This window comes from Pseudoxanthomonas sp. F11 (genome assembly GCF_037046485.1).
GTDB lineage: Bacteria > Pseudomonadota > Gammaproteobacteria > Xanthomonadales > Xanthomonadaceae > Pseudoxanthomonas_A.
Window position 1 is genome coordinate 1 of record NZ_JBANLZ010000004.1, and the last position, 18,081, is coordinate 18,081.

An 18,081-nucleotide genomic window follows, 5' to 3' on the forward strand; every position below is an offset into this window, starting at 1 on the left:
ACGGTCTTGTCCTTGAACCGGCAGAGGTCGCGGATCACGCATTGCGGGCAATCGGGCTTGCGCGCCTTGCATACGTAGCGGCCGTGAAGGATCAGCCGGCCCGCAACAACCCGGGGGCGCCCTTCGCAACGAGGCCGCGCCGACGGCAGGCGATGCTGCCGCGTCAGGCGACGGTTTTGTCCTTAAACCGGCAGAGGTCGCGGATCACGCATTGCGGGCAATCGGGCTTGCGCGCCTTGCATACGTAGCGGCCGTGAAGGATCAGCCAATGATGCGCATCCTGCATGAACTCCGCCGGCACCACCTTCATCAGCTTGTCCTCCACCGCGCGCACATCCTTGCCGGGCGCAAGTCCCGTGCGGTTGGCCACGCGGAAGATGTGCGTGTCCACCGCCATGGTCGGCTCGCCGAAGGCGGTGTTGAGCACCACGTTCGCGGTCTTGCGGCCCACGCCCGGCAGGCTTTCCAGCGCCTCGCGCGAGCGCGGTACCTCCCCGCCGTACCGCTCGATCAGGATCCGGCACGTGGCAATGACGTTCTTCGCCTTGGCGTTGAACAGGCCGATGGTCGATATGTAGTGCTTCAGCCCGTCTTCGCCCAGCGCGAGGATCGCCGCCGGTGTGTTGGCCACCGGGAACAGGCGTCGCGTGGCCTTGTTGACGCCCACGTCGGTGGCCTGCGCGGACAGCGTCACCGCGACCAGCAGTTCGAACGGCGTGCCGTATTCCAGTTCCGTCGTCGGGCGCGGATTGAGTTCGCGCAGCCGCGAGAACAGTTCCACCACTTCATCGCGCTTCAGGGTGGAACTCCGGCGGGGTGGGGTCATGGCTTTGAACGCTCCGCGGCCCTGGCGCGCGCGCGCTCAAGGATGGCGGCGGCCGCGGCCGGCAGGGCTGGCCTGGCCGGGGCTACGGGGTCGGCGGGCAGGGCCGCGATGCGTCGTGCCTCGCGCTCGGCGGCGCGCCGCTCCAGTCGCGCCTGGCGCTGCCGATAGCGTGCGCGTGCTGCCCACGCCGTGCGCAGACGGGTCTGCGCCTGCGTGATCGCCTCGGCCCGCGCGGGATCGGTGCCGTCGACAGGACAGGGCGCCCACGTCATGAGACCCGCTTCCAGCGCGGCGTCGACCTCATCGTTCGCCAGCAGGAAAGCCAGGCGCTGCGTCCTTTCGCAAGCGGGGCAGGGCACGGACACGACTCAGCGACCGGTGAAGGTCGGCTTGCGGCGCTCCATGAACGCACGGGTGCCTTCGCGCATGTCGTCGGTGGCGAACATCAGGCCGAACTGCGCGGTCTCGTACTGCAGGCCTTCCTCGATGCCGCATTCGCCGCCGACGTTGACCACGTCCAGCGTGGCACGCAGGGCCAGCGGAGCGGACGCGGCGAGTTGCGTCGCCACTTTCAGGGTTTCGGCCTCCAGCTCGGCGGCCGGCACCACGCGGTTGACGATGCCCAGTTGAAGCGCGCGCTCGGCCGTCACCGGTGCGCCCAGCAGGCACAGTTCCAGCGTGGCGGCGCGGCCGGCCAGGCGCAGCAGGCGCTGGCTGCCGCCGAAGCCGGGGATCAGGCCCAGGCCGATCTCCGGCTGGCCCACCTTGGCGGTATCGGCGGCGATGCGCAGGTGGCAGCCCATGGCCAGTTCCAGCCCGCCGCCCAGCGCGAAGCCGTTCACCATTGCCACGACGGGTTTGGGCAGGGTCTCGATGGTGCGCATCAGCCGTTGCCCGCGCAGCGAGAAGTCCCGGCCCTCGGTGGGGCGCAGGTCCGCCATCTCGGCGATGTCCGCCCCCGCCACGAAGGCCTTGGGCCCTGCGCCGGTCAGGACCACCACGCGCACGGCATCGTCCGTCGCTGCGGCGTCGAAGGCCGCCTGCAGGGCGTCCAGCGTGGCGGCATTGAGGGCGTTGAGCTTGTCGGGGCGATTGACAGTGATGCGGCGAATGCCATCGGCATCGGCAACCAGGACGAGAGGTTCGGACATGGGTTTTCGGCGGCTGTTTGTAAATTTTGGGTAAAGAGGGAACTCGCACCGGAACGCCCGGTCAGAGTCGCCTGTCGTCAGTGGCGGTTAAGCGCCCCGGCGGCTATCCTAGCGCGTCCATTCCAGGCGGTATGCCGCCGCCCTATCCCGGAGACTGTGTTGATGAAGTTGCGTTCGTTAGTGGTCGCTGTTGCGGCATTCGCCATGGCCGGTAGCGCCCTGGCCCAGGACGTCTCGTCCGAGAAGGGCAAGTTGAGCTACTACTTCGGCTACGACTATGGCAACAACCTGGCCGAGCTGACCGCACGCGGCGAGCAGCTGGACATCAACTCCGTGGTGAAGGGCCTGCAGGACGCGTACGCCAAGCAGAAGCCGGCGTTGACGGCCGAGCAGCTGAAGCCCGCACTGGAAGCCTTCCAGAAGCGCGAGCAGGCCCGCGCGCAGCAGGCCAAGGCCGAGTACGACAAGGTCGCGGCCGAGAACAAGACCAAGAGCGACCAGTTCATCGCCAGCTTCAAGGCGCAGCCGGGCGTGAAGACCCTGCCCGGTGGCGTGGCCTACAAGGTGCTGGAGAACGGCACCGGTGCCAAGCCGACCCAGGCCAGCACGGTCGAGCTGCAGGTGGCCGGCGCCTATCCGTTCGGCCAGCGCCCCAGCGAGGCCCGCCCGCCGCAGCAGATGAAGGACGTGAAGGTCAGCGCCATCGAGATGCAGGCCATGCGCGACGTGCTGCTGCAGATGCCGGTCGGCTCGAAGTGGGAAGTCGCCCTGCCGCCGGACAAGGCCTACGGCGCCGACCCGCGCACCGGCTTCCCGCCGAACGTCGCGGTGGTGTTCGAGATCAAGCTGGTCAGCGCGAAGTAATCCCCGCCCGATCGGTTTTCCCCTGCGCCGGCCTTGTGCCGGCGCAGTGCTTTCCGCGCAGGCGAACGTTCCGCGCTACCCTGCGCAGGTGTGAGACGAATGAATACCGCTTTCCGTGCCGTGCTGAGTCCCTGCATCGGCGTGTGCACGCTGGACGACGATGGGCTTTGCGAGGGCTGTCTTCGCACCACCTCGGAGATCGCGCGCTGGTCGCAGATGAACGATGACGAACGCCTGCGGTTGATGGAACACGTGTTGCCCGGTCGGGAACGCGCGCGCGCGCCCTGGGCCGAGCGGCTGCATGAAGGTGAGCGCCTGCGGCGCGCACTGCATCCGCTCGAAGCGGTGCCTGGCGTGCCGGGTTGGAACCATGAGGAACTGATCGACCTGCTGCCGCCCGGGCAGTTGGCCGAAGCCGCCGTGCTGGCCGGACTGGTACCACGCGCGGAGGGGACCCAGGTGCTGTTGACGCGACGCACGGATGGCCTGCGCCATCATGGCGGGCAGGTGAGCTTCCCCGGCGGTCGCGTCGAGCCGACGGACGCGGATGTCGTGGCCGCCGCCTTACGCGAGAGCCGTGAGGAAATCGCGCTGCCCGCCGCACAGGCGGTGCCGCTGGGGTTCCTGGACCCGTTCACCACCGTCAGCGGCTTCCGCGTGGTGCCGGTGGTGGCGGTGATCGATCCCGCCTTCGTGCCGCAGCCCGAGCCCAACGAGGTCGCCGACGTGTTCGAAGTACCGCTGGACTACCTGCTGGCGCCGGACAGCCTGCGCCGGGTGGAAGTGGATTACCGCGGCCGGCGGCGGGTGGTGCTCGAGTATGGCTGGCCGGGGCAGCGCATCTGGGGCGCGACGGCCGCCATCCTGTTCAACCTGCGGGAGCGGCTGGAGCGGATCACATGAACTGGACCACCCTTGTCGAAGCGACAGATCTGGCACGTGCCTTGGGCGACCCGGCATTGCGATTGGTGGATGCGCGGTTCGTGATGCTCAACGCCGCCCCCGATGCCGGCCGTACGGCCTACGCCGAAAGCCATATCCCCGGCGCGGTATACGCCGATCTGAATCGAGACCTGTCGGACCTCTCGAAGGTCGGCGAAGGGCGGCATCCGTTGCCCGACAGCGAGGCCTTCACCCGCCGACTGGGCGAATGGGGTATCGGGCCGTCGCATCAGGTGGTCGTCTACGACGCGGGCGACGGCAGCATGGCGGCCGCCCGCGCCTGGTGGTTGCTGAAGCTGCTCGGCCATGCGCGCGTGGCGGTGCTCGATGGCGGCCTGGCCGCCTGGCGGGCCATCGGCGGCGAAGAGACCAGTGCGCGTTCGGTGCCATCGCCGGTGGCGGCCTACCCGGCGCGGTTCGAGGCGCGCCACTTCGTCAGCGCAGATGAGGTCGCGGAGCGGCTGGACGAGGACACGGGCTGGCTGTTCGATGCGCGTGCCGCCGAACGCTTCCGTGGCGAGGTGGAGCCCATCGACCCGGTGGCGGGCCATGTGCCGGGTGCGGTCAACCTGCCATTCGTGCAGATGCTCCGCGATGGCCGTTTCAAGCCCGCCGTGGAACTGCATGCGCTGTTGTCGGACAGGCTGGGCGATCGTCATCCCTCGGACAGCGTGCTGATGTGCGGTTCCGGTGTGACGGCGTGCCACCTGCTGCTCGCCTTCGAGCATGCCGGCCTGCACGGTGCGCGGATCTACCCGGGATCATGGAGCGGCTGGATCAGCGATCCCGGGCGACCGGTCGCGCGCGGCGACTGAGGCGCCGCGCTACTTCTTCAGCTTGTCCACCAGGGCGCGCAACGCCGCCTGCGTGTCCGGCGCATGCCAGGCATCGACGAAGCGTTCGAGCTGGATGAGGGAAGGGTCCAGCGCCTCCACCAAGTCGCGGCGGGCCAGCGCGCGCGTCTGCAGCATGGGCTGGTGCGGCAGGCCCAGCAGGTGCTGCAGCCAGACCACGGCGCGCGCGACGACGTCGTCCTGGTCCGCCAGTTCATCCACCAGGCCAATCTCGAACGCCCGCTCGGCGGCCACCATCTCGCCCGCCACCAGCAGGCGCTCGGCGCGATACGTGCCCACCACGCGCCGCATCAGGCGCTGGATGCCTTCGGGCACCACCAGCCCCACCTGGGTTTCGTTCAATCCCAATGCGAATGGCCGCGCCGGATCGGCACTGCGCGCCATCACCCGATAGTCGCAACACAGGGCCAGCACGCAGCCCCCGGCGGGGGCGTGGCCGGTGATCGCGGCCACCACCGGCACGCGCGACTCCGCCAGCGTGCGCGCCGCGCCGAAAAAGGCCTGCCAGGCATCGAGCAGCGCCTTGCGGTCGTCGCCCAGCGACATCAGGTAGGGCACATCCATGCCGGCGGAGAAGATCTTCGGATTGCCGGCCAGCACGATGCCGCGCACGCCTTCATCGAGGGCCCTGTTGAGCGCCTCGATCAGGGCGCGGCACAGGTCCGTATCGAGCGCGTTGACGGGCGCGCGCGCCAGGCGGATTTCGCGGATGTCGCCATGGTCGGCGGTTTCGATAAGCGCGCTCATTCACCATCTCCCTGAGGTCAGGCCATTATCATAGGCGCATGAACCGATCCGTCGTGACGACCCTGCTGCCGGGACTGTTGTTCGCCGCCTCGATGCCTGCCGTCGCGGGCGATTGCCTGCCGAAGGTGGAGGATGCGTGGATCCGGATGCCGCCGGTGGCAATGCCGATGATGGCCGGCTTCGCCCGGATCGAGAATCCGTGCTCTTCGCCCGCGACCGTGGTCGGGGCGGAAAGCCTGGCCTTCGCGGACGTGTCCCTGCACGAAACGCGCCAGGAAGCGGGCATCAGCCGGATGCGCGAGGTCGAGCGGTTGCCTGTCGCGCCCGGCAAGGCCGTCGAACTGAAGCCGGGCGGGCTGCACCTGATGCTTCATGGTCCCTACCAGCCGCTGGCCGCAGGGGAAAAGGCGGTGATCACGCTGAAGCTGGCGGACGGACGCGCGCTGCCGGTGCAGTTCGAGGTGCGCAAGTCGGCCCCCTGAGCCGGTGGGCTCCTACAGGGAGCGGGCGTGCGCTATGACTCCGACACCGCCCGGATCGCTGCCGGCAGCGGTGCGCTATGGCCGGTCTGCGTGTCCATCCAGACCACCACCACGTTGCCGTCGGAATACAGCACGCTGTCGTCCTTCGCCGACACGATGCGGTGGCCGATGGTGACGCTGCTGGTGCCCAGGCGATCGACGTACAGCTCCACCACCACATCGTTGGGCCACGTCAGCGGGCGCTTGTAGTTGATGTTGTTGGCGGCCACGACCGGCGCGATGCGGTCGGTCATGGACACATCCGGCACCGTCAGCATCCACCGCACGCGGGCCTCTTCCAGGTACGAGATGTACTTGGCGTTGTTCACGTGGCCCATGCTGTCCATGTCGCGCCAGCGTACGCTGATCGGGATCTTCGCCAGCAGCTTGCGGCCTGCGGCGTTGGCGTCGTGCGTCGAACTCATCGTGCGGCCTTCTTCGTCGTGGTCTTGGTGGTTTTCTTGGTGGCCGACTTGCGCGGCGGCAGGACGTCGGGTTTGGCCACGGCAGCGGGCTTCGTGGGCTTGGGGGCCTTGGCTGCGGGCAGCAGCTTGGCGAGGAAGCGGCCGGTATGCGAATCCGGATGCGCGGCGATGTCTTCCGGCGTACCGGTGGCAAGGATCTGCCCACCGCGATGGCCGCCTTCCGGGCCCAGGTCCACCACCCAGTCGGCGGTCTTGATGACGTCCAGGTTGTGCTCGATCACCACGATGGTGTTGCCCTCGTCGCGCAGCTTGTGCAGGACGGCCAGCAGGTGCTCGATGTCGTGGAAGTGCAGGCCCGTGGTCGGCTCGTCCAGGATGTACAGGGTGCGGCCGGTGTCGCGGCGCGAGAGTTCCTTGGACAGTTTCACGCGCTGTGCTTCACCGCCCGACAACGTGGTCGCGCTCTGGCCCAGCTTGATGTAGCTCAGCCCCACATCCATCAGCGTTTCCAGCTTGCGCGCGATCGCCGGTACCGGCTCGAACAGGGTCAGCGCATCCTCGACGGTCATTTCCAGCACGTCGTTTATGTTGTAGCCCTTGTAGAGGATCTCCAGCGTCTCGCGGTTGTAGCGCTTGCCGTGGCAGACATCGCAGGGCACATACACATCGGGGAGGAAGTGCATCTCCACCTTGATCATGCCGTCGCCCTGGCAGGCCTCGCAGCGGCCGCCGCGCACGTTGAAGCTGAAACGACCCGGCGAATAGCCGCGCGCGCGCGCTTCCGGCACCTGCGCGTACAGTTCGCGCAGCGGGGTGAACAGGCCGGTGTAGGTCGCGGGATTCGAGCGCGGCGTACGCCCGATCGGCGACTGGTCGATGTCGACCACCTTGTCGAACAGGTCCAGGCCCTCGATCTCGCGATAGGGCGCCGGCTTGTGCGAGGCGCCGTTGATCTCGTTAGCGGCCAGCGCGTACAGGGTGTCGTTGATCAGCGTCGACTTGCCCGAGCCGGACACGCCGGTGATGCAGGTGAACAGGCCCGACGGGATGTCGAGATCGACATCCTTCAGGTTGTTGCCGGTGGCGCCACGCAGGTGCAGCGTCATCTTGGGGTTGGCCTTGTGGCGCGCCTTGGGTACTTCGATCTGCCGTTTGCCGGAGAGGTACTGTCCCGTCAGCGAACGCGGTGCCTTGAGCAGATCGTCCAGCGTGCCCTGGCCGACGATCTCGCCGCCATGCACGCCGGCGCCCGGGCCGATGTCGAGCACGTAATCGGCCATGCGGATGGCGTCTTCGTCGTGTTCGACGACGATCACCGTATTCCCCAGGTCGCGCAGGCGGGTCAGCGTGCCGAGCAGGCGCTCGTTGTCGCGCTGGTGCAGGCCGATGCTGGGTTCGTCCAGTACGTACATGACGCCGACCAGGCCGGCGCCGATCTGCGACGCCAGGCGGATGCGCTGCGCTTCGCCGCCGGACAGCGTGTCCGCCTTGCGTTCCAGGGTCAGATAATCCAGGCCCACGTCGACCAGGAAACCCAGCCGTTCGGCGATTTCCTTGACGATCTTGGCGGCGATCTCGCCGCGCCAGCCGGGCAGGTCCAGGCCGCGGAAGAAGGCCAATGCTTCGTCGACGGGCAGCACGACCAGCGACGGCAGCGGACGGTCGGCGACGAACACGTTGCGCGCGGATCTGTTCAGGCGCGCGCCGCCGCAGTCGGGACAGGGCCGGTCGCTGATGTACTTGGCCAGTTCCTCGCGCACCGCGGGCGATTCCGTCTCGCGATAGCGACGTTCCAGGTTCGGCACGATGCCTTCGAAGCGGTGCTTGCGCTGCGTGCGACCGCCCGATTCGGTGAGGTAGGTGAAGGTGATGACGTCCTCCCCGCTGCCGTACAGCACCGCCTGCTGCACCTTCTCCGGCAGGAATTGCCAGGGTGCGTCGGTGTCGAACTGGTAGTGCTTGGCCAGCGAGGCGATCAGCTGGAAGTAGTAGGCGTTGCGGCGGTCCCAGCCGCGCACGGCGCCGGCCGCCAGCGACAGCTCGGGGTGCACGACCACGCGCGCCGGGTCGAAGAACTGGGCCACGCCCAGACCGTCGCAGGTCGGGCAGGCGCCGACCGGCGAGTTGAACGAAAACAGGCGGGGCTCCAGTTCGGGCAGCGAGTAGTCGCAGACCGGACAGGAGTACTTCGACGAGAACAGCAGCGGCGCGGATTCGGGCTGGTCCAGCGACATGACCTGGGCCATGCCGTCGCCCAGCTTGAGCGCGGTCTCGAAACTTTCCGCCAGACGTTGTTTCAGGTCCTCGCGCGGCCGGAAACGGTCGATCACCGCCTCGATGGTGTGCTTCTGGCGCAGCGCCAGCGCCGGCACGGCGTCGATCTCGTACAGCTCGCCGTCCACGCGCACGCGCACGAAACCCTGCGCGCGCAGCTGGTCGAACACCTGGGCGTGCTCGCCCTTGCGCTCGCGGATCACCGGCGCCAGCAGCATGTAGCGCTGCTCGCCGTCGAGCGCCAGCACCTGGTCCACCATCTGGCTGACCGTCTGCGCCTCCAGCGGGTAGCCGTGATCCGGACAGCGGGGCAGGCCGACGCGCGCGTAAAGCAGGCGCAGGTAGTCGTAGATCTCGGTGATCGTGCCGACGGTCGAGCGCGGGTTGTGGCTGGTCGACTTCTGTTCGATCGAGATCGCCGGCGACAGGCCCTCGATGTGGTCCACGTCGGGCTTTTCCATCACCGACAGGAACTGCCGGGCGTATGCGGACAGCGATTCCACGTAGCGGCGCTGGCCTTCGGCGTAGATGGTGTCGAACGCCAGCGACGACTTGCCGGAGCCGGACAGGCCGGTGATCACGATCAGCTTGTCGCGCGGCAGGTCGAGATCGATGTTCTTGAGGTTGTGGGTACGGGCTCCGCGAATGCGGATGAAGTCCATGGCCATCGGGTGGGGGATCCGGAAGCGAACAAGGAAGCGTAGCGGTCCGTCCAGATGGGGGCAAATAGCCCCGGTATCCGGGCAGAGTCATGCAACGACAGGGGAGGTCAGGCGGGCAACCGTCGGGTGCCGCGTGGGGGAACGGACCGCCGTGATGCGGACAGGCCCAGGGCTAAGGCCAACGGCTGCGGGGACAGAGGTTTGGGCAAGTGCATGATTTTCAAGGGTAGCAATCGTCGCCTGGGCACCAGCCGGCCAGTGTGCGGTGGCCTCGAGGGCGAATTCCGTCCGCAATGGGCCGTTGTCGCCACGGGGCGGGGGTGGTTGACCCTAACCGCATGAATCCACTAGAATTCCGCTTCTGTCCGCCCTCGATGGCAGGCAGGCACCCAGAATAACTACAGAATCCAAGGAATCCACATGTACGCAGTCGTAGTCACCGGCGGTAAGCAGTACCGCGTGATGAAGGGCGAGACGCTCCGCGTCGAGAAGCTCGAAGCCGAAGCCGGCAACGAGCTCACCTTCGACAACATCCTGATGCTGGGCGATGGCGAGACCATCAGCCTGGGCGACGCCCTGAAGGGCGCCACCGTCACCGCGAAGGTCGTCGGCCATGGCCGCGCCGACAAGGTGCGCATCATCAAGTTCCGCCGCCGCAAGCACCACATGAAGCGCCAGGGTCACCGGCAGCATTACACCGAAATCGAAATCACCGGCATCAACAAGTAAGGAGAAGCAGTCATGGCACACAAAAAGGGCGTAGGCTCATCGCGCAACGGCCGCGACTCCAACCCGAAGATGCTGGGCGTGAAGGTCTTTGGCGGTCAGGCGATCGATGCGGGCAACATCATCGTCCGCCAGCGCGGCACCCAGTTCCATCCGGGTCCGGGCGTCGGCCTGGGTCGCGACCACACGCTGTTCGCGCTGGTCGACGGCAAGGTCGAGTTTTCGATCAAGGGCGCCAAGAAGCGCCGCACCGTCAGCGTGGTGGCGGAAGCCTGAGGCTCCGGCGATCCGCAGTGATACCGGAAAGCCCCGCTTCGGCGGGGTTTTCTGTTTGAAAGGCCGGGGTCCCACATCCCGCTGCCAGACGAATCCCGAATTCCCAATTCCGCATCCCGGCTTTTATGAAACTCGTAGACGAAGCTGAAATCCTGGTCACCGCCGGCAATGGCGGCAACGGCTGCGTCGGCTTCCGCCGCGAGAAGTTCATTCCGCTGGGCGGGCCCGATGGCGGCGATGGCGGCAGCGGCGGCAGCGTCTGGCTGGTGGCCGACGAGAACCTCAATACGCTGGTCGACTTCCGTCACCAGACGACGTTCCGTGCCCAGCGTGGCGAGAACGGCATGGGTCGGCAGATGTACGGCAAGGCGGGCGAGGACCTGACCATCACCGTCCCGGTCGGCACCGTGGTCACCAACGTCAGCACGGACGAGGTGATCGGCGACTTGACCCGGCATGGCGACCGCCTGCTGGTGGCCAAGGGCGGCAAGGGCGGCCTGGGCAACATGCATTTCAAGAGTTCCATCACCCGCGCGCCGCGCAAGGCGACGCCGGGCGAGGAGGGCGAGGAGCGCCTGCTGAAGCTGGAACTGAAACTGCTGGCCGACGTCGGCCTGCTGGGCTTCCCGAACGCGGGCAAGAGCACCTTCATCCGTGCGGTGTCGGCGGCGACGCCCAAGGTCGCCGACTACCCCTTCACCACCCTCTATCCGAATCTGGGCGTGGTCAGCGTCGAGGCCCACCGCAGTTTCGTCATCGCCGACATCCCGGGCCTGATCGAAGGGGCCGCCGATGGCGCCGGCCTGGGCGCGCAGTTCCTTCGCCACCTGCAGCGTACCCGCCTGCTGCTGCACCTGGTGGACATGGCGCCGATGGAGGGGGGCGTGGAGGGCATCGACCCCGTCGAGCAGGTGCGTGCCATCGAGCGCGAGCTGGAGAAGCACGACCCCGAGCTGCTGCAGAAGCCGCGCTGGCTGGTACTCAACAAGGCCGACCTGATGTTCGAGGACGAGGCGAAGGAGCGCGCGGAGCAGATCGTTGCCAGCCTGGGCTGGACGCAGCCGTGGTATCAGGTCTCGGCGATCTCGCGGGAGGGCACCTGGCCGATCATGAAGGACGTGATGGCCTTCTTCGATCGGCAGAAGGAAGAGGCCGACGAGGCCGCCCGCGAAGGCTGATGCCCGAAAACCCGCCGGAAGGCGGGTTTTTCGTATGCGTCCCCCCGCGTGCTGCGTCCAGCGGACAGGCAAAAAGAAACCCGCCTTCCGGCGGGTTCCGTGTCTTCGCGTCCATGTACCGCTGGATCAGGCGGCCTGCAGCGCCTTGATGCGGGCGTTCAGGCGGCTCTTGTGGCGGGCAGCCTTGTTCTTGTGGATCAGACCGCGCGAGCTCAGGCGGTCGAGGATCGGCTGGGCCGAGGCGAACGCGGCCTGGGCGCCGGCGGCGTCGTTGGCGTCGAGGGCCTTCAGGACCTTCTTGACGGCGGTGCGCAGCATCGAGCGCTGACCGGCATTGCGCGCATTGCGCACGACGGTCTGCTTGGCGCGCTTCTTGGCGGACTTGATATTGGCCACAGTGGGATTCCTGGTGAATACCTGAGAGAATTCAGGGGTTGAACGGAAGACGGATAATCGAGCCGGAAATTATGGGGCATTCAATGGGTTGCGTCAAGCCGGCGGTTCTGTCGGGGGATCCGTCGCGATGAGCGGAAAGCTCCTGCGCTCGGCCGCCGTCTTCAGCTCCATGACCTTCCTGTCCCGCTTGTCGGGGCTGGTCCGGGACCAGGTGTACGCGAGCGTCTTCGGAGCCGGCGGCATGATGGACGCCTTCTTCGTGGCCTTCCGCATCCCGAACTTCATGCGCCGGCTGTCCGCGGAGGGTTCATTCTCGATGGCCTTCGTGCCGGTGCTGGCCGAATACAAAGCCACCCGTAGCGCGGCGGAGGTCAAGGCCCTGGTCGACCGTGTGGCCGGCACCCTCACGGCGGCCCTGCTGGTGCTGACCGCCATCGTCATCCTGCTGGCGCCGCAGCTGGCCCGTGTCATCGCGCCGAACTTCGATCCGGCGCAGATGGCCATGCTGACCGATCTGCTGCGGGTGACGTTTCCGTATGCGCTGTTCATCTCGCTGGCCTCGCTGGTGGGCGCCATCCTCAACAGCCATCAGCGCTTTGCGATTCCCGCGCTGTCGCCGGTGCTGCTGAACCTGGCGATGATCACCGCGGCGCTGGCGGCCCGGGAATGGTTCGACAGTTCGGTGATGGTGCTGGGCTGGGGCGTGTTCGCCGCCGGCATGCTGCAGTTGGCTTTCCAACTGCCGTCCCTGGCCCGGCTGGGCCTGCTGCCGCGGCCCCGGCTGGATTTCGCCCATGCCGGCGTGCGCAGGATCCTGACCCTGATGGTGCCGACCCTGTTCGGTTCGTCGGTGGCGCAGGTCAACCTGCTGCTGAACACTTGGGTGGCCGCGCTGCTGGTCAGTGGCAGTGTCAGCTGGCTGTATTACAGCGACCGCCTGCTGGAGTTCCCGCTGGGCATGTTCGGCGTGGCCATCGGCACGGTGATCCTGCCGCACCTGTCCAGCCGCCATGCGGAAACCGACCCGGAAGGCTATTCGAAGGGCCTGGACTGGGGCTTCCGGCTCTGTCTGCTGATCGGCCTGCCGGCCTGCGCCGGCCTGATCCTGTGCGCCCAGCCGCTGTTGTCGACCCTGTTCCAGTACGGCAGGTTCGATGCGGCCGATGTCCGCATGGCCAGCTGGAGCCTGATGGCCCAGTCCATCGCGGTGCCGGCCTTCCTGCTGGTGAAGGTGCTGGCGCCGGCGTTCTATTCGCGCCAGGACACCCGCACGCCGGTCAAGGCCGCCGTGGTGGCGGTGCTGACGAACGCCTCCTGCACGCTGTTGTTCTTCGCCGCCATGCTCTACGGCACCGAGCCGGGCCGACAGGCCCTGCAGGCCGCTGGCGGGGACCTGAAGCTGGCCCTGGGCCAGGTGCAGGGCGCGCATGCCCTGCTGGCCCTGGCCATCGCGGTGGCCGGGTGGGTGAACGCGCTGCAGCTGGCCTGGCTGCTGCGCAAGGCGGGTGTCTACCGGCGGCAGCCCGGCTGGGGCCGGTTCCTGCGCCAGATCGGAGTGGCCACGGTGGCGATGACGCTGGTGGTGCTGGCTTTTCGCGTGCTCTGGCCGGACTGGACGCCGTGGGCCTGGTGGGATCGAGGCTGGCGCCTGGCGGTGATGGTGGGCGCGGGCGGCGCACTGTATGCCGGGCTGCTGTGGGTGCAGGGCATCCGGCCGCGTGACCTGCGGGGTCATTGAGGTCCGGCACGCCCGGCTATACTTCAGGATTGTTGCATCTCCTGCGGATCGCCCCGACCGGACGCTCCGCCCCGACAGGATTCCATGAGCAGGCTGTTCCGTGACGTCGATGGCGGGCTTCTGTGCCCGCACGGTAGCGTGGTCTGCATCGGCGCCTTCGATGGCCTGCATTCGGGCCACCGTGCGCTGGTGCGCCATGCCGTTGCGCGTGCCCGGACCCTGGGCGTGCCGGCCGTGGTGGTAACGTTCGAACCGCTGCCGCGCGAGTTCTTCGCCCGGGACAACCCGCCGCCGCGGCTTACCCTGGCACGGGCCAAGGTGGAAGGCCTGCTGACCCTCGGCGCCGACCATGTCGGCCTGCTGCGCTTCGACGCCAAGCTCTCCGCCCGGTCCGCCGAGGACTTCGTCCGCACCCTGCTGGTCGGCCGACTGCAGGCGAGTGAAGTGTGGATCGGTCCGGAGTTCCGCTTCGGCCACCGCCGCGGCGGCGATCTCGCCCTGTTGCAGGCGATGGGCGGCGAACTCGGCTTCAGCGCTGGCGAGATTGAGCCCGTGCACGCGCAGGGCGACCGCGTCTCAAGCACGCGCATTCGCGAAGCCCTGAAAAGCGGCGATTTCGCCACGGCCAACCGCCTGTTGGGGCGGCCCTATGCCATCGGTGGCCGCGTCGTCCGCGGCAAGCAGCTCGGCCGCACGCTCGGTTTCCCCACCGCCAACCTGCGTTTCCCGAAGACGCCCGCGCTGTCCGGCATCTACGCCACCTGGGTCCACGGCGTGGGTGATGCGCCGTGGCCGTCGGTCTCCAGTTTCGGCACCCGTCCTACCGTGGACGGCGTCGAGCCGCTGCTGGAAGCGCACCTGTTCGATTTCGCCGGCGACCTCTACGGGCGCCATATCCAAGTCGAGTTCGTCGCCAAGCTGCGCGACGAACTGAAATTTCCCGATCTGCCCAGCCTCACCGAGCAGATGCATCGCGATGCGGACGACGCGCGCGAGATCCTTTCCGAACATCAACGACGAGCGACGGCGTGAGCCAGGACTACAAAGCGACCCTTCATCTGCCCGCCACGGATTTCCCGATGCGCGGCGACCTGCCCAAGCGCGAGCCCGACACGCTGGACCGCTGGGAACGCCAGGGCCTGTACGCGCAGCTGCGCGAAAACGCCAAAGGCCGCCCGCTGTTCGTGCTGCACGACGGCCCGCCGTACGCCAACGGTGCGATCCACCTGGGCCATGCGGTCAACAAGATCCTGAAGGACATCATCGTCAAGTCGAAGTACCTGGCCGGCTTCGATGCGCCCTACATCCCCGGCTGGGACTGCCACGGCCTGCCGATCGAGATCGCCATCGAGAAGAAGTTCGGCAAGGTCGGCGTGAAGCTGGATGCGGTCGAGTTCCGGCAGAAGTGCCGGGAATACGCCGAGTCGCAGATCGACCTCCAGCGCAGGGACTTCAAGCGCCTTGGCGTGATCGGCGACTGGGACAACCCGTACAAGACGCTGGATTTCCGCTTCGAAGCGAACGAGATCCGCGCGCTGGCCAAGATCGTCGCCAACGGCCACCTGACCCGCGGCGTGAAGCCGGTGCACTGGTGCTTCGACTGCGGCTCGGCGCTGGCCGAGGCCGAGATCGAATACGCCGACAAGGTCTCGCCCGCCGTCGATGTCGCCTACGCCGCGCGCGATGCGCAGGCGGTCGCGAAAGCATTCGGCGCCGCGGTGCCGGCGGATGTCGAGGTCGCGCTGCCGATCTGGACCACCACGCCGTGGACGCTGCCCGCGTCGCTGGCGATCTCCATCGGCGGCGAGCTGGAATACGCCCTGGTCGAAGGCCCCGCGCACGACGGAAAGCGTCGCTGGCTGGTCCTGGCCGATGCGCTCGCCGCGCGTGCGCTGCAGCGCTACGGCGTCACCGACGTGGTCGTGCACGCGCGGGTGAAGGGCAGTGCGCTGGAAGGCCTGCTGTTCGCGCACCCGTTCTACGACACGCGCGACATTCCCGTGCTGCTGGGCGACCACGTGTCGGCCGAAGACGGTACCGGCGCCGTGCATACCGCCCCTGGCCACGGCCAGGAAGACTACGTGGTCAGCAAGCAGTACGGCCTGCTGGACAAATACACCCCTGCCCAGCTCAATCCGGTCGATGGCCGCGGTGTATACCTGCCCTCCACACCGGCCGCGTATGGCGTGGAGCTGGCCGGACTGCATATCTGGAAGGCCAACGACGTCATCGTCGACGTGCTGAAGCAGAGCGGCGTGCTGCTCGCCTTCAGCAAGATGGAACACAGCTATCCGCACTGCTGGCGCCACAAGACGCCGATCGCGTTCCGCGCCACGCCGCAGTGGTTCATCTCGATGGAGCAGGCGAACCTGCGCGCCGACGCGCTGCAGGCGATCAAGCAGGTCGGCTGGTTCCCGCAGTGGGGCGAAGCCCGCATCGCCGGCATGGTCGATGGCCGTCCGGACTGGACCATCTCGCGCCAGCGCACCTGGGGCGTGCCGATCGCGCTGTTCGTGCACCGCGAGACCGGTGAGCCGCACCCGCGCAGCGTGGAGCTGATGCGCGCGGTCGCCGACCGCGTGGAGCGGGGCGGCGTCGATGTCTGGTATACGCTGGACGCCGCCGAGCTGCTGGGCGACGAGGCGAAGGACTACGACAAGATCACCGACATCCTCGATGTCTGGTTCGACTCCGGCGTGACCCACGAAGGCGTGCTGCTGGAGCGTGGCCTCGGCAAGCCGGCCGACCTCTACCTGGAAGGCTCGGACCAGCATCGCGGCTGGTTCCAGTCCTCGCTGTTGACCGGCGTGGCGATCGACAAGAAAGCGCCGTACAAGCAGTGCCTCACTCACGGATTCACCGTGGACGAGCACGGTCGCAAGATGTCCAAGTCGCTGGGCAACGGCATCGAGCCGCAGGACATCATGAAGACCCTCGGCGCGGACATCCTGCGCCTGTGGATCGCCAGCGCCGACTACAGCAACGAGATGTCGCTGTCGCAGGAGATCCTGAAGCGCAACGCCGACGCCTACCGTCGCCTGCGCAATACCGCGCGCTTCCTGCTCAGCAACCTCAACGGCTTCGATCCCGCCCGCGACCTGGTGGTGCCGGCCGACATGGTCGCGCTGGATCGCTGGATCGTGCACCGCGCCTTCGAGGTGCAGGAGAAGATCAAGGCCGCCTACGACCGTTACGACTTCGCCGAAATCGTGCAGGCGTTGCTGAACTTCTGCAGCGTCGACCTCGGTTCGCTGTACCTGGACGTCACCAAGGATCGCCTGTACACCATGCGCGAGGATTCGCGCGGGCGCCGCAGCGCGCAGAGCGCGATGTACCGCATCGCCGAAGCTTTTGTACGCTGGATCGCGCCGGTGCTGAGCTTCACCGCGGACGAGATGTGGGGCTACCTGCCGGGCGAGCGCGCGGGCAACGTGCTGTTCGCCACCTGGTACGACGGCCTGGCGCCGCTGCCGGCCGACGCCGCCTTGAACGCGAACGACTTCGACCAGCTGCTGGCCCTGCGTGAGCAGGTCGCCAAGGTGCTGGAGCCGATGCGCGCCAACGGCCTGATCGGCGCCGCGCTGGAAGCCGAGATCGCTGTCTCCGTGAATGCCGCCACTGCGGCGAAGTGGCAGCCGCTGGCCGAGGAGCTGCGGTTCTTCTTCATCAGCGGCGACGTCACCGTGTCCGAAGTCAGTGCGGACGAGGTCTTCGTGCTCGCCACGCCAACCACGAAAAGCAAGTGCGTGCGCTGCTGGCATCACCGCGCCGACGTCGGTGCGCATGCCGAACATCCGGAACTGTGCGGGCGCTGCGTCAGCAACATCGACGGCACCGGCGAAACCCGGGAGTGGTTCTGATGGCCGCCGCTCCCAAGCCCAACGCCCTCATCTGGCTGCTGCTGTCGGTCATCGTCATCGCGCTGGACCAATGGTCCAAGGCCTGGGTGCTGGCGTCGCTGCCGGAATACACCGCCATCCCGGTGATCGACGGCTTCTGGAACTGGTACCGCACCTACAACACCGGCGCGGCGTTCAGCTTCCTGGCCGATGCGGGCGGCTGGCAGTTGTGGTTCTTCACGGTGCTGGCGGTGGGCATCAGCGGCCTGCTGGGCTACTGGCTGTCGCGTACGCGCCGCGGCGACTGGCGCCAGGCGCTGCCGTACGCACTGGTGATCGGCGGCGCGCTGGGCAATGTCATCGACCGCCAGATCCACGGCCACGTGATCGATTTCATCCAGTGGCACTGGCGCGACCATTATTGGCCGGCCTTCAACATCGCCGATTGCGCCGTCGTCGGCGGGGCGATCGGGATTGCGATGTTCGGGTTGTTCGACGGCAAGAAAAAAACCGCGTAGGGCGAGCCTTGGCCCGCCGCTCGGTGACACACCCCTACGCTGGGCCAGGGCTCACCCTAAGGGGTACATCGCGGCGGTTTGCCCTCACCCCGTTCCCCTCTCCCGCAGGCGGGGGAGAGGCGTAGGTGCCATGCGGAATCGGCA

The 18,081-nt window shown here is 67.5% G+C and carries 18 protein-coding genes and 1 pseudogene; 11 read left to right on the plus strand and 8 right to left on the minus strand.

The genetic code is table 11. From position 1 onward, the window contains the following. From V8246_RS12800 to V8246_RS12815, 4 genes and pseudogenes are all read right to left on the minus strand, one after another. Positions 1-95: pseudogene (locus V8246_RS12800) on the minus strand (endonuclease III); the annotation flags it as partial. Positions 96-163: 68 nt separating this feature from the next. Beyond that, a complete protein-coding gene (nth, locus tag V8246_RS12805; RefSeq protein ID WP_336189537.1) occupies positions 164-826 on the minus strand; it encodes an endonuclease III in 663 nt (220 codons plus the stop codon). After that, positions 823-1,185, minus strand: coding sequence for a hypothetical protein (locus tag V8246_RS12810; protein WP_336189538.1), 363 nt, complete (start codon positions 1,183-1,185; stop codon positions 823-825). The genes nth and V8246_RS12810 overlap by 4 nt, the downstream gene beginning before the upstream one ends. Positions 1,186-1,194: 9 nt before the next feature. Continuing rightward, complete coding sequence (locus V8246_RS12815) at positions 1,195-1,977, minus strand: enoyl-CoA hydratase-related protein (RefSeq protein WP_336189540.1); 783 nt, start codon at positions 1,975-1,977, stop codon at positions 1,195-1,197. A gap of 162 nt (positions 1,978-2,139) precedes the next feature. On the opposite strand from V8246_RS12815, the gene V8246_RS12820 reads away from it, so the two are divergent. The 3 genes from V8246_RS12820 to V8246_RS12830 all read left to right on the plus strand — a co-directional run bounded on the left by V8246_RS12820 (position 2,140) and on the right by V8246_RS12830 (position 4,598). Further along, positions 2,140-2,841 (plus strand): FKBP-type peptidyl-prolyl cis-trans isomerase N-terminal domain-containing protein, encoded by a 702-nt coding sequence (locus V8246_RS12820; protein ID WP_245092850.1) that lies wholly within the window; start codon positions 2,140-2,142, stop codon positions 2,839-2,841. 99 nt (positions 2,842-2,940) lie between these two features. Then, positions 2,941-3,744: a CoA pyrophosphatase gene (locus V8246_RS12825; protein ID WP_336189541.1), complete on the plus strand. Its 804-nt coding sequence runs from the start codon at positions 2,941-2,943 to the stop codon at positions 3,742-3,744. Further along, complete coding sequence (locus V8246_RS12830; protein ID WP_336189542.1) at positions 3,741-4,598, plus strand: sulfurtransferase; 858 nt, start codon at positions 3,741-3,743, stop codon at positions 4,596-4,598. Before V8246_RS12825 ends, V8246_RS12830 begins: the two co-directional genes overlap by 4 nt. A gap of 9 nt (positions 4,599-4,607) precedes the next feature. Here the strand turns inward: V8246_RS12830 and V8246_RS12835 are convergent, their stop codons facing one another. Next, on the minus strand, positions 4,608-5,384 hold the full coding sequence (locus V8246_RS12835) for an enoyl-CoA hydratase/isomerase family protein (protein ID WP_336189543.1): 777 nt from the start codon (positions 5,382-5,384) through the stop codon (positions 4,608-4,610). A gap of 38 nt (positions 5,385-5,422) precedes the next feature. Here V8246_RS12835 and V8246_RS12840 point away from each other — a divergent pair, with 38 nt between their 5' ends. Then, complete coding sequence (locus tag V8246_RS12840) at positions 5,423-5,866, plus strand: copper chaperone PCu(A)C (protein ID WP_336189545.1); 444 nt, start codon at positions 5,423-5,425, stop codon at positions 5,864-5,866. Positions 5,867-5,898: 32 nt separating this feature from the next. On the opposite strand, the gene V8246_RS12845 is transcribed toward V8246_RS12840, so the two are convergent. Further along, positions 5,899-6,330: a thioesterase family protein gene (locus V8246_RS12845; RefSeq protein WP_162111290.1), complete on the minus strand. Its 432-nt coding sequence runs from the start codon at positions 6,328-6,330 to the stop codon at positions 5,899-5,901. Beyond that, positions 6,327-9,272 (minus strand): excinuclease ABC subunit UvrA, encoded by a 2,946-nt coding sequence (uvrA, locus tag V8246_RS12850; RefSeq protein WP_336189546.1) that lies wholly within the window; start codon positions 9,270-9,272, stop codon positions 6,327-6,329. Before uvrA ends, V8246_RS12845 begins: the two co-directional genes overlap by 4 nt. A 414-nt stretch (positions 9,273-9,686) precedes the next feature. Between uvrA and rplU the strand changes: the two genes are divergently transcribed. From rplU to cgtA, 3 genes are all read left to right on the plus strand, one after another. After that, positions 9,687-9,995, plus strand: a complete 309-nt coding sequence (gene rplU, locus V8246_RS12855; RefSeq protein WP_055935657.1) for a 50S ribosomal protein L21 — start codon at positions 9,687-9,689, stop codon at positions 9,993-9,995. 12 nt (positions 9,996-10,007) lie between these two features. Beyond that, positions 10,008-10,268, plus strand: a complete 261-nt coding sequence (gene rpmA, locus V8246_RS12860) for a 50S ribosomal protein L27 (RefSeq protein ID WP_245092869.1) — start codon at positions 10,008-10,010, stop codon at positions 10,266-10,268. Between the two features lie 125 nt (positions 10,269-10,393). Beyond that, entirely contained in the window at positions 10,394-11,446 is a 1,053-nt protein-coding gene (gene cgtA / locus V8246_RS12865) for an Obg family GTPase CgtA (RefSeq protein WP_336189548.1), read from the plus strand. 126 nt (positions 11,447-11,572) lie between these two features. Here cgtA and rpsT read toward each other — a convergent pair whose 3' ends face one another. Continuing rightward, positions 11,573-11,842: a 30S ribosomal protein S20 gene (gene rpsT / locus V8246_RS12870; RefSeq protein WP_185896652.1), complete on the minus strand. Its 270-nt coding sequence runs from the start codon at positions 11,840-11,842 to the stop codon at positions 11,573-11,575. A 127-nt stretch (positions 11,843-11,969) separates the two neighbouring features. Here rpsT and murJ point away from each other — a divergent pair, with 127 nt between their 5' ends. The 4 genes from murJ (at position 11,970) to lspA (ending at position 17,937) form a co-directional block, all read left to right on the plus strand. Then, positions 11,970-13,580, plus strand: coding sequence for a murein biosynthesis integral membrane protein MurJ (gene murJ / locus V8246_RS12875; RefSeq protein ID WP_336189549.1), 1,611 nt, complete (start codon positions 11,970-11,972; stop codon positions 13,578-13,580). Positions 13,581-13,664: 84 nt separating this feature from the next. Further along, positions 13,665-14,612 carry a bifunctional riboflavin kinase/FAD synthetase gene (locus tag V8246_RS12880; RefSeq protein ID WP_336189550.1) on the plus strand — a complete coding sequence of 316 codons (948 nt, stop codon included), beginning with the start codon at positions 13,665-13,667 and terminating at the stop codon, positions 14,610-14,612. Further along, positions 14,609-17,440: an isoleucine--tRNA ligase gene (ileS, locus tag V8246_RS12885; protein ID WP_336189551.1), complete on the plus strand. Its 2,832-nt coding sequence runs from the start codon at positions 14,609-14,611 to the stop codon at positions 17,438-17,440. Before V8246_RS12880 ends, ileS begins: the two co-directional genes overlap by 4 nt. After that, complete coding sequence (lspA, locus tag V8246_RS12890; RefSeq protein ID WP_336189552.1) at positions 17,440-17,937, plus strand: signal peptidase II; 498 nt, start codon at positions 17,440-17,442, stop codon at positions 17,935-17,937. The genes ileS and lspA overlap by 1 nt, the downstream gene beginning before the upstream one ends. Positions 17,938-18,081 lie beyond the last annotated feature (144 nt).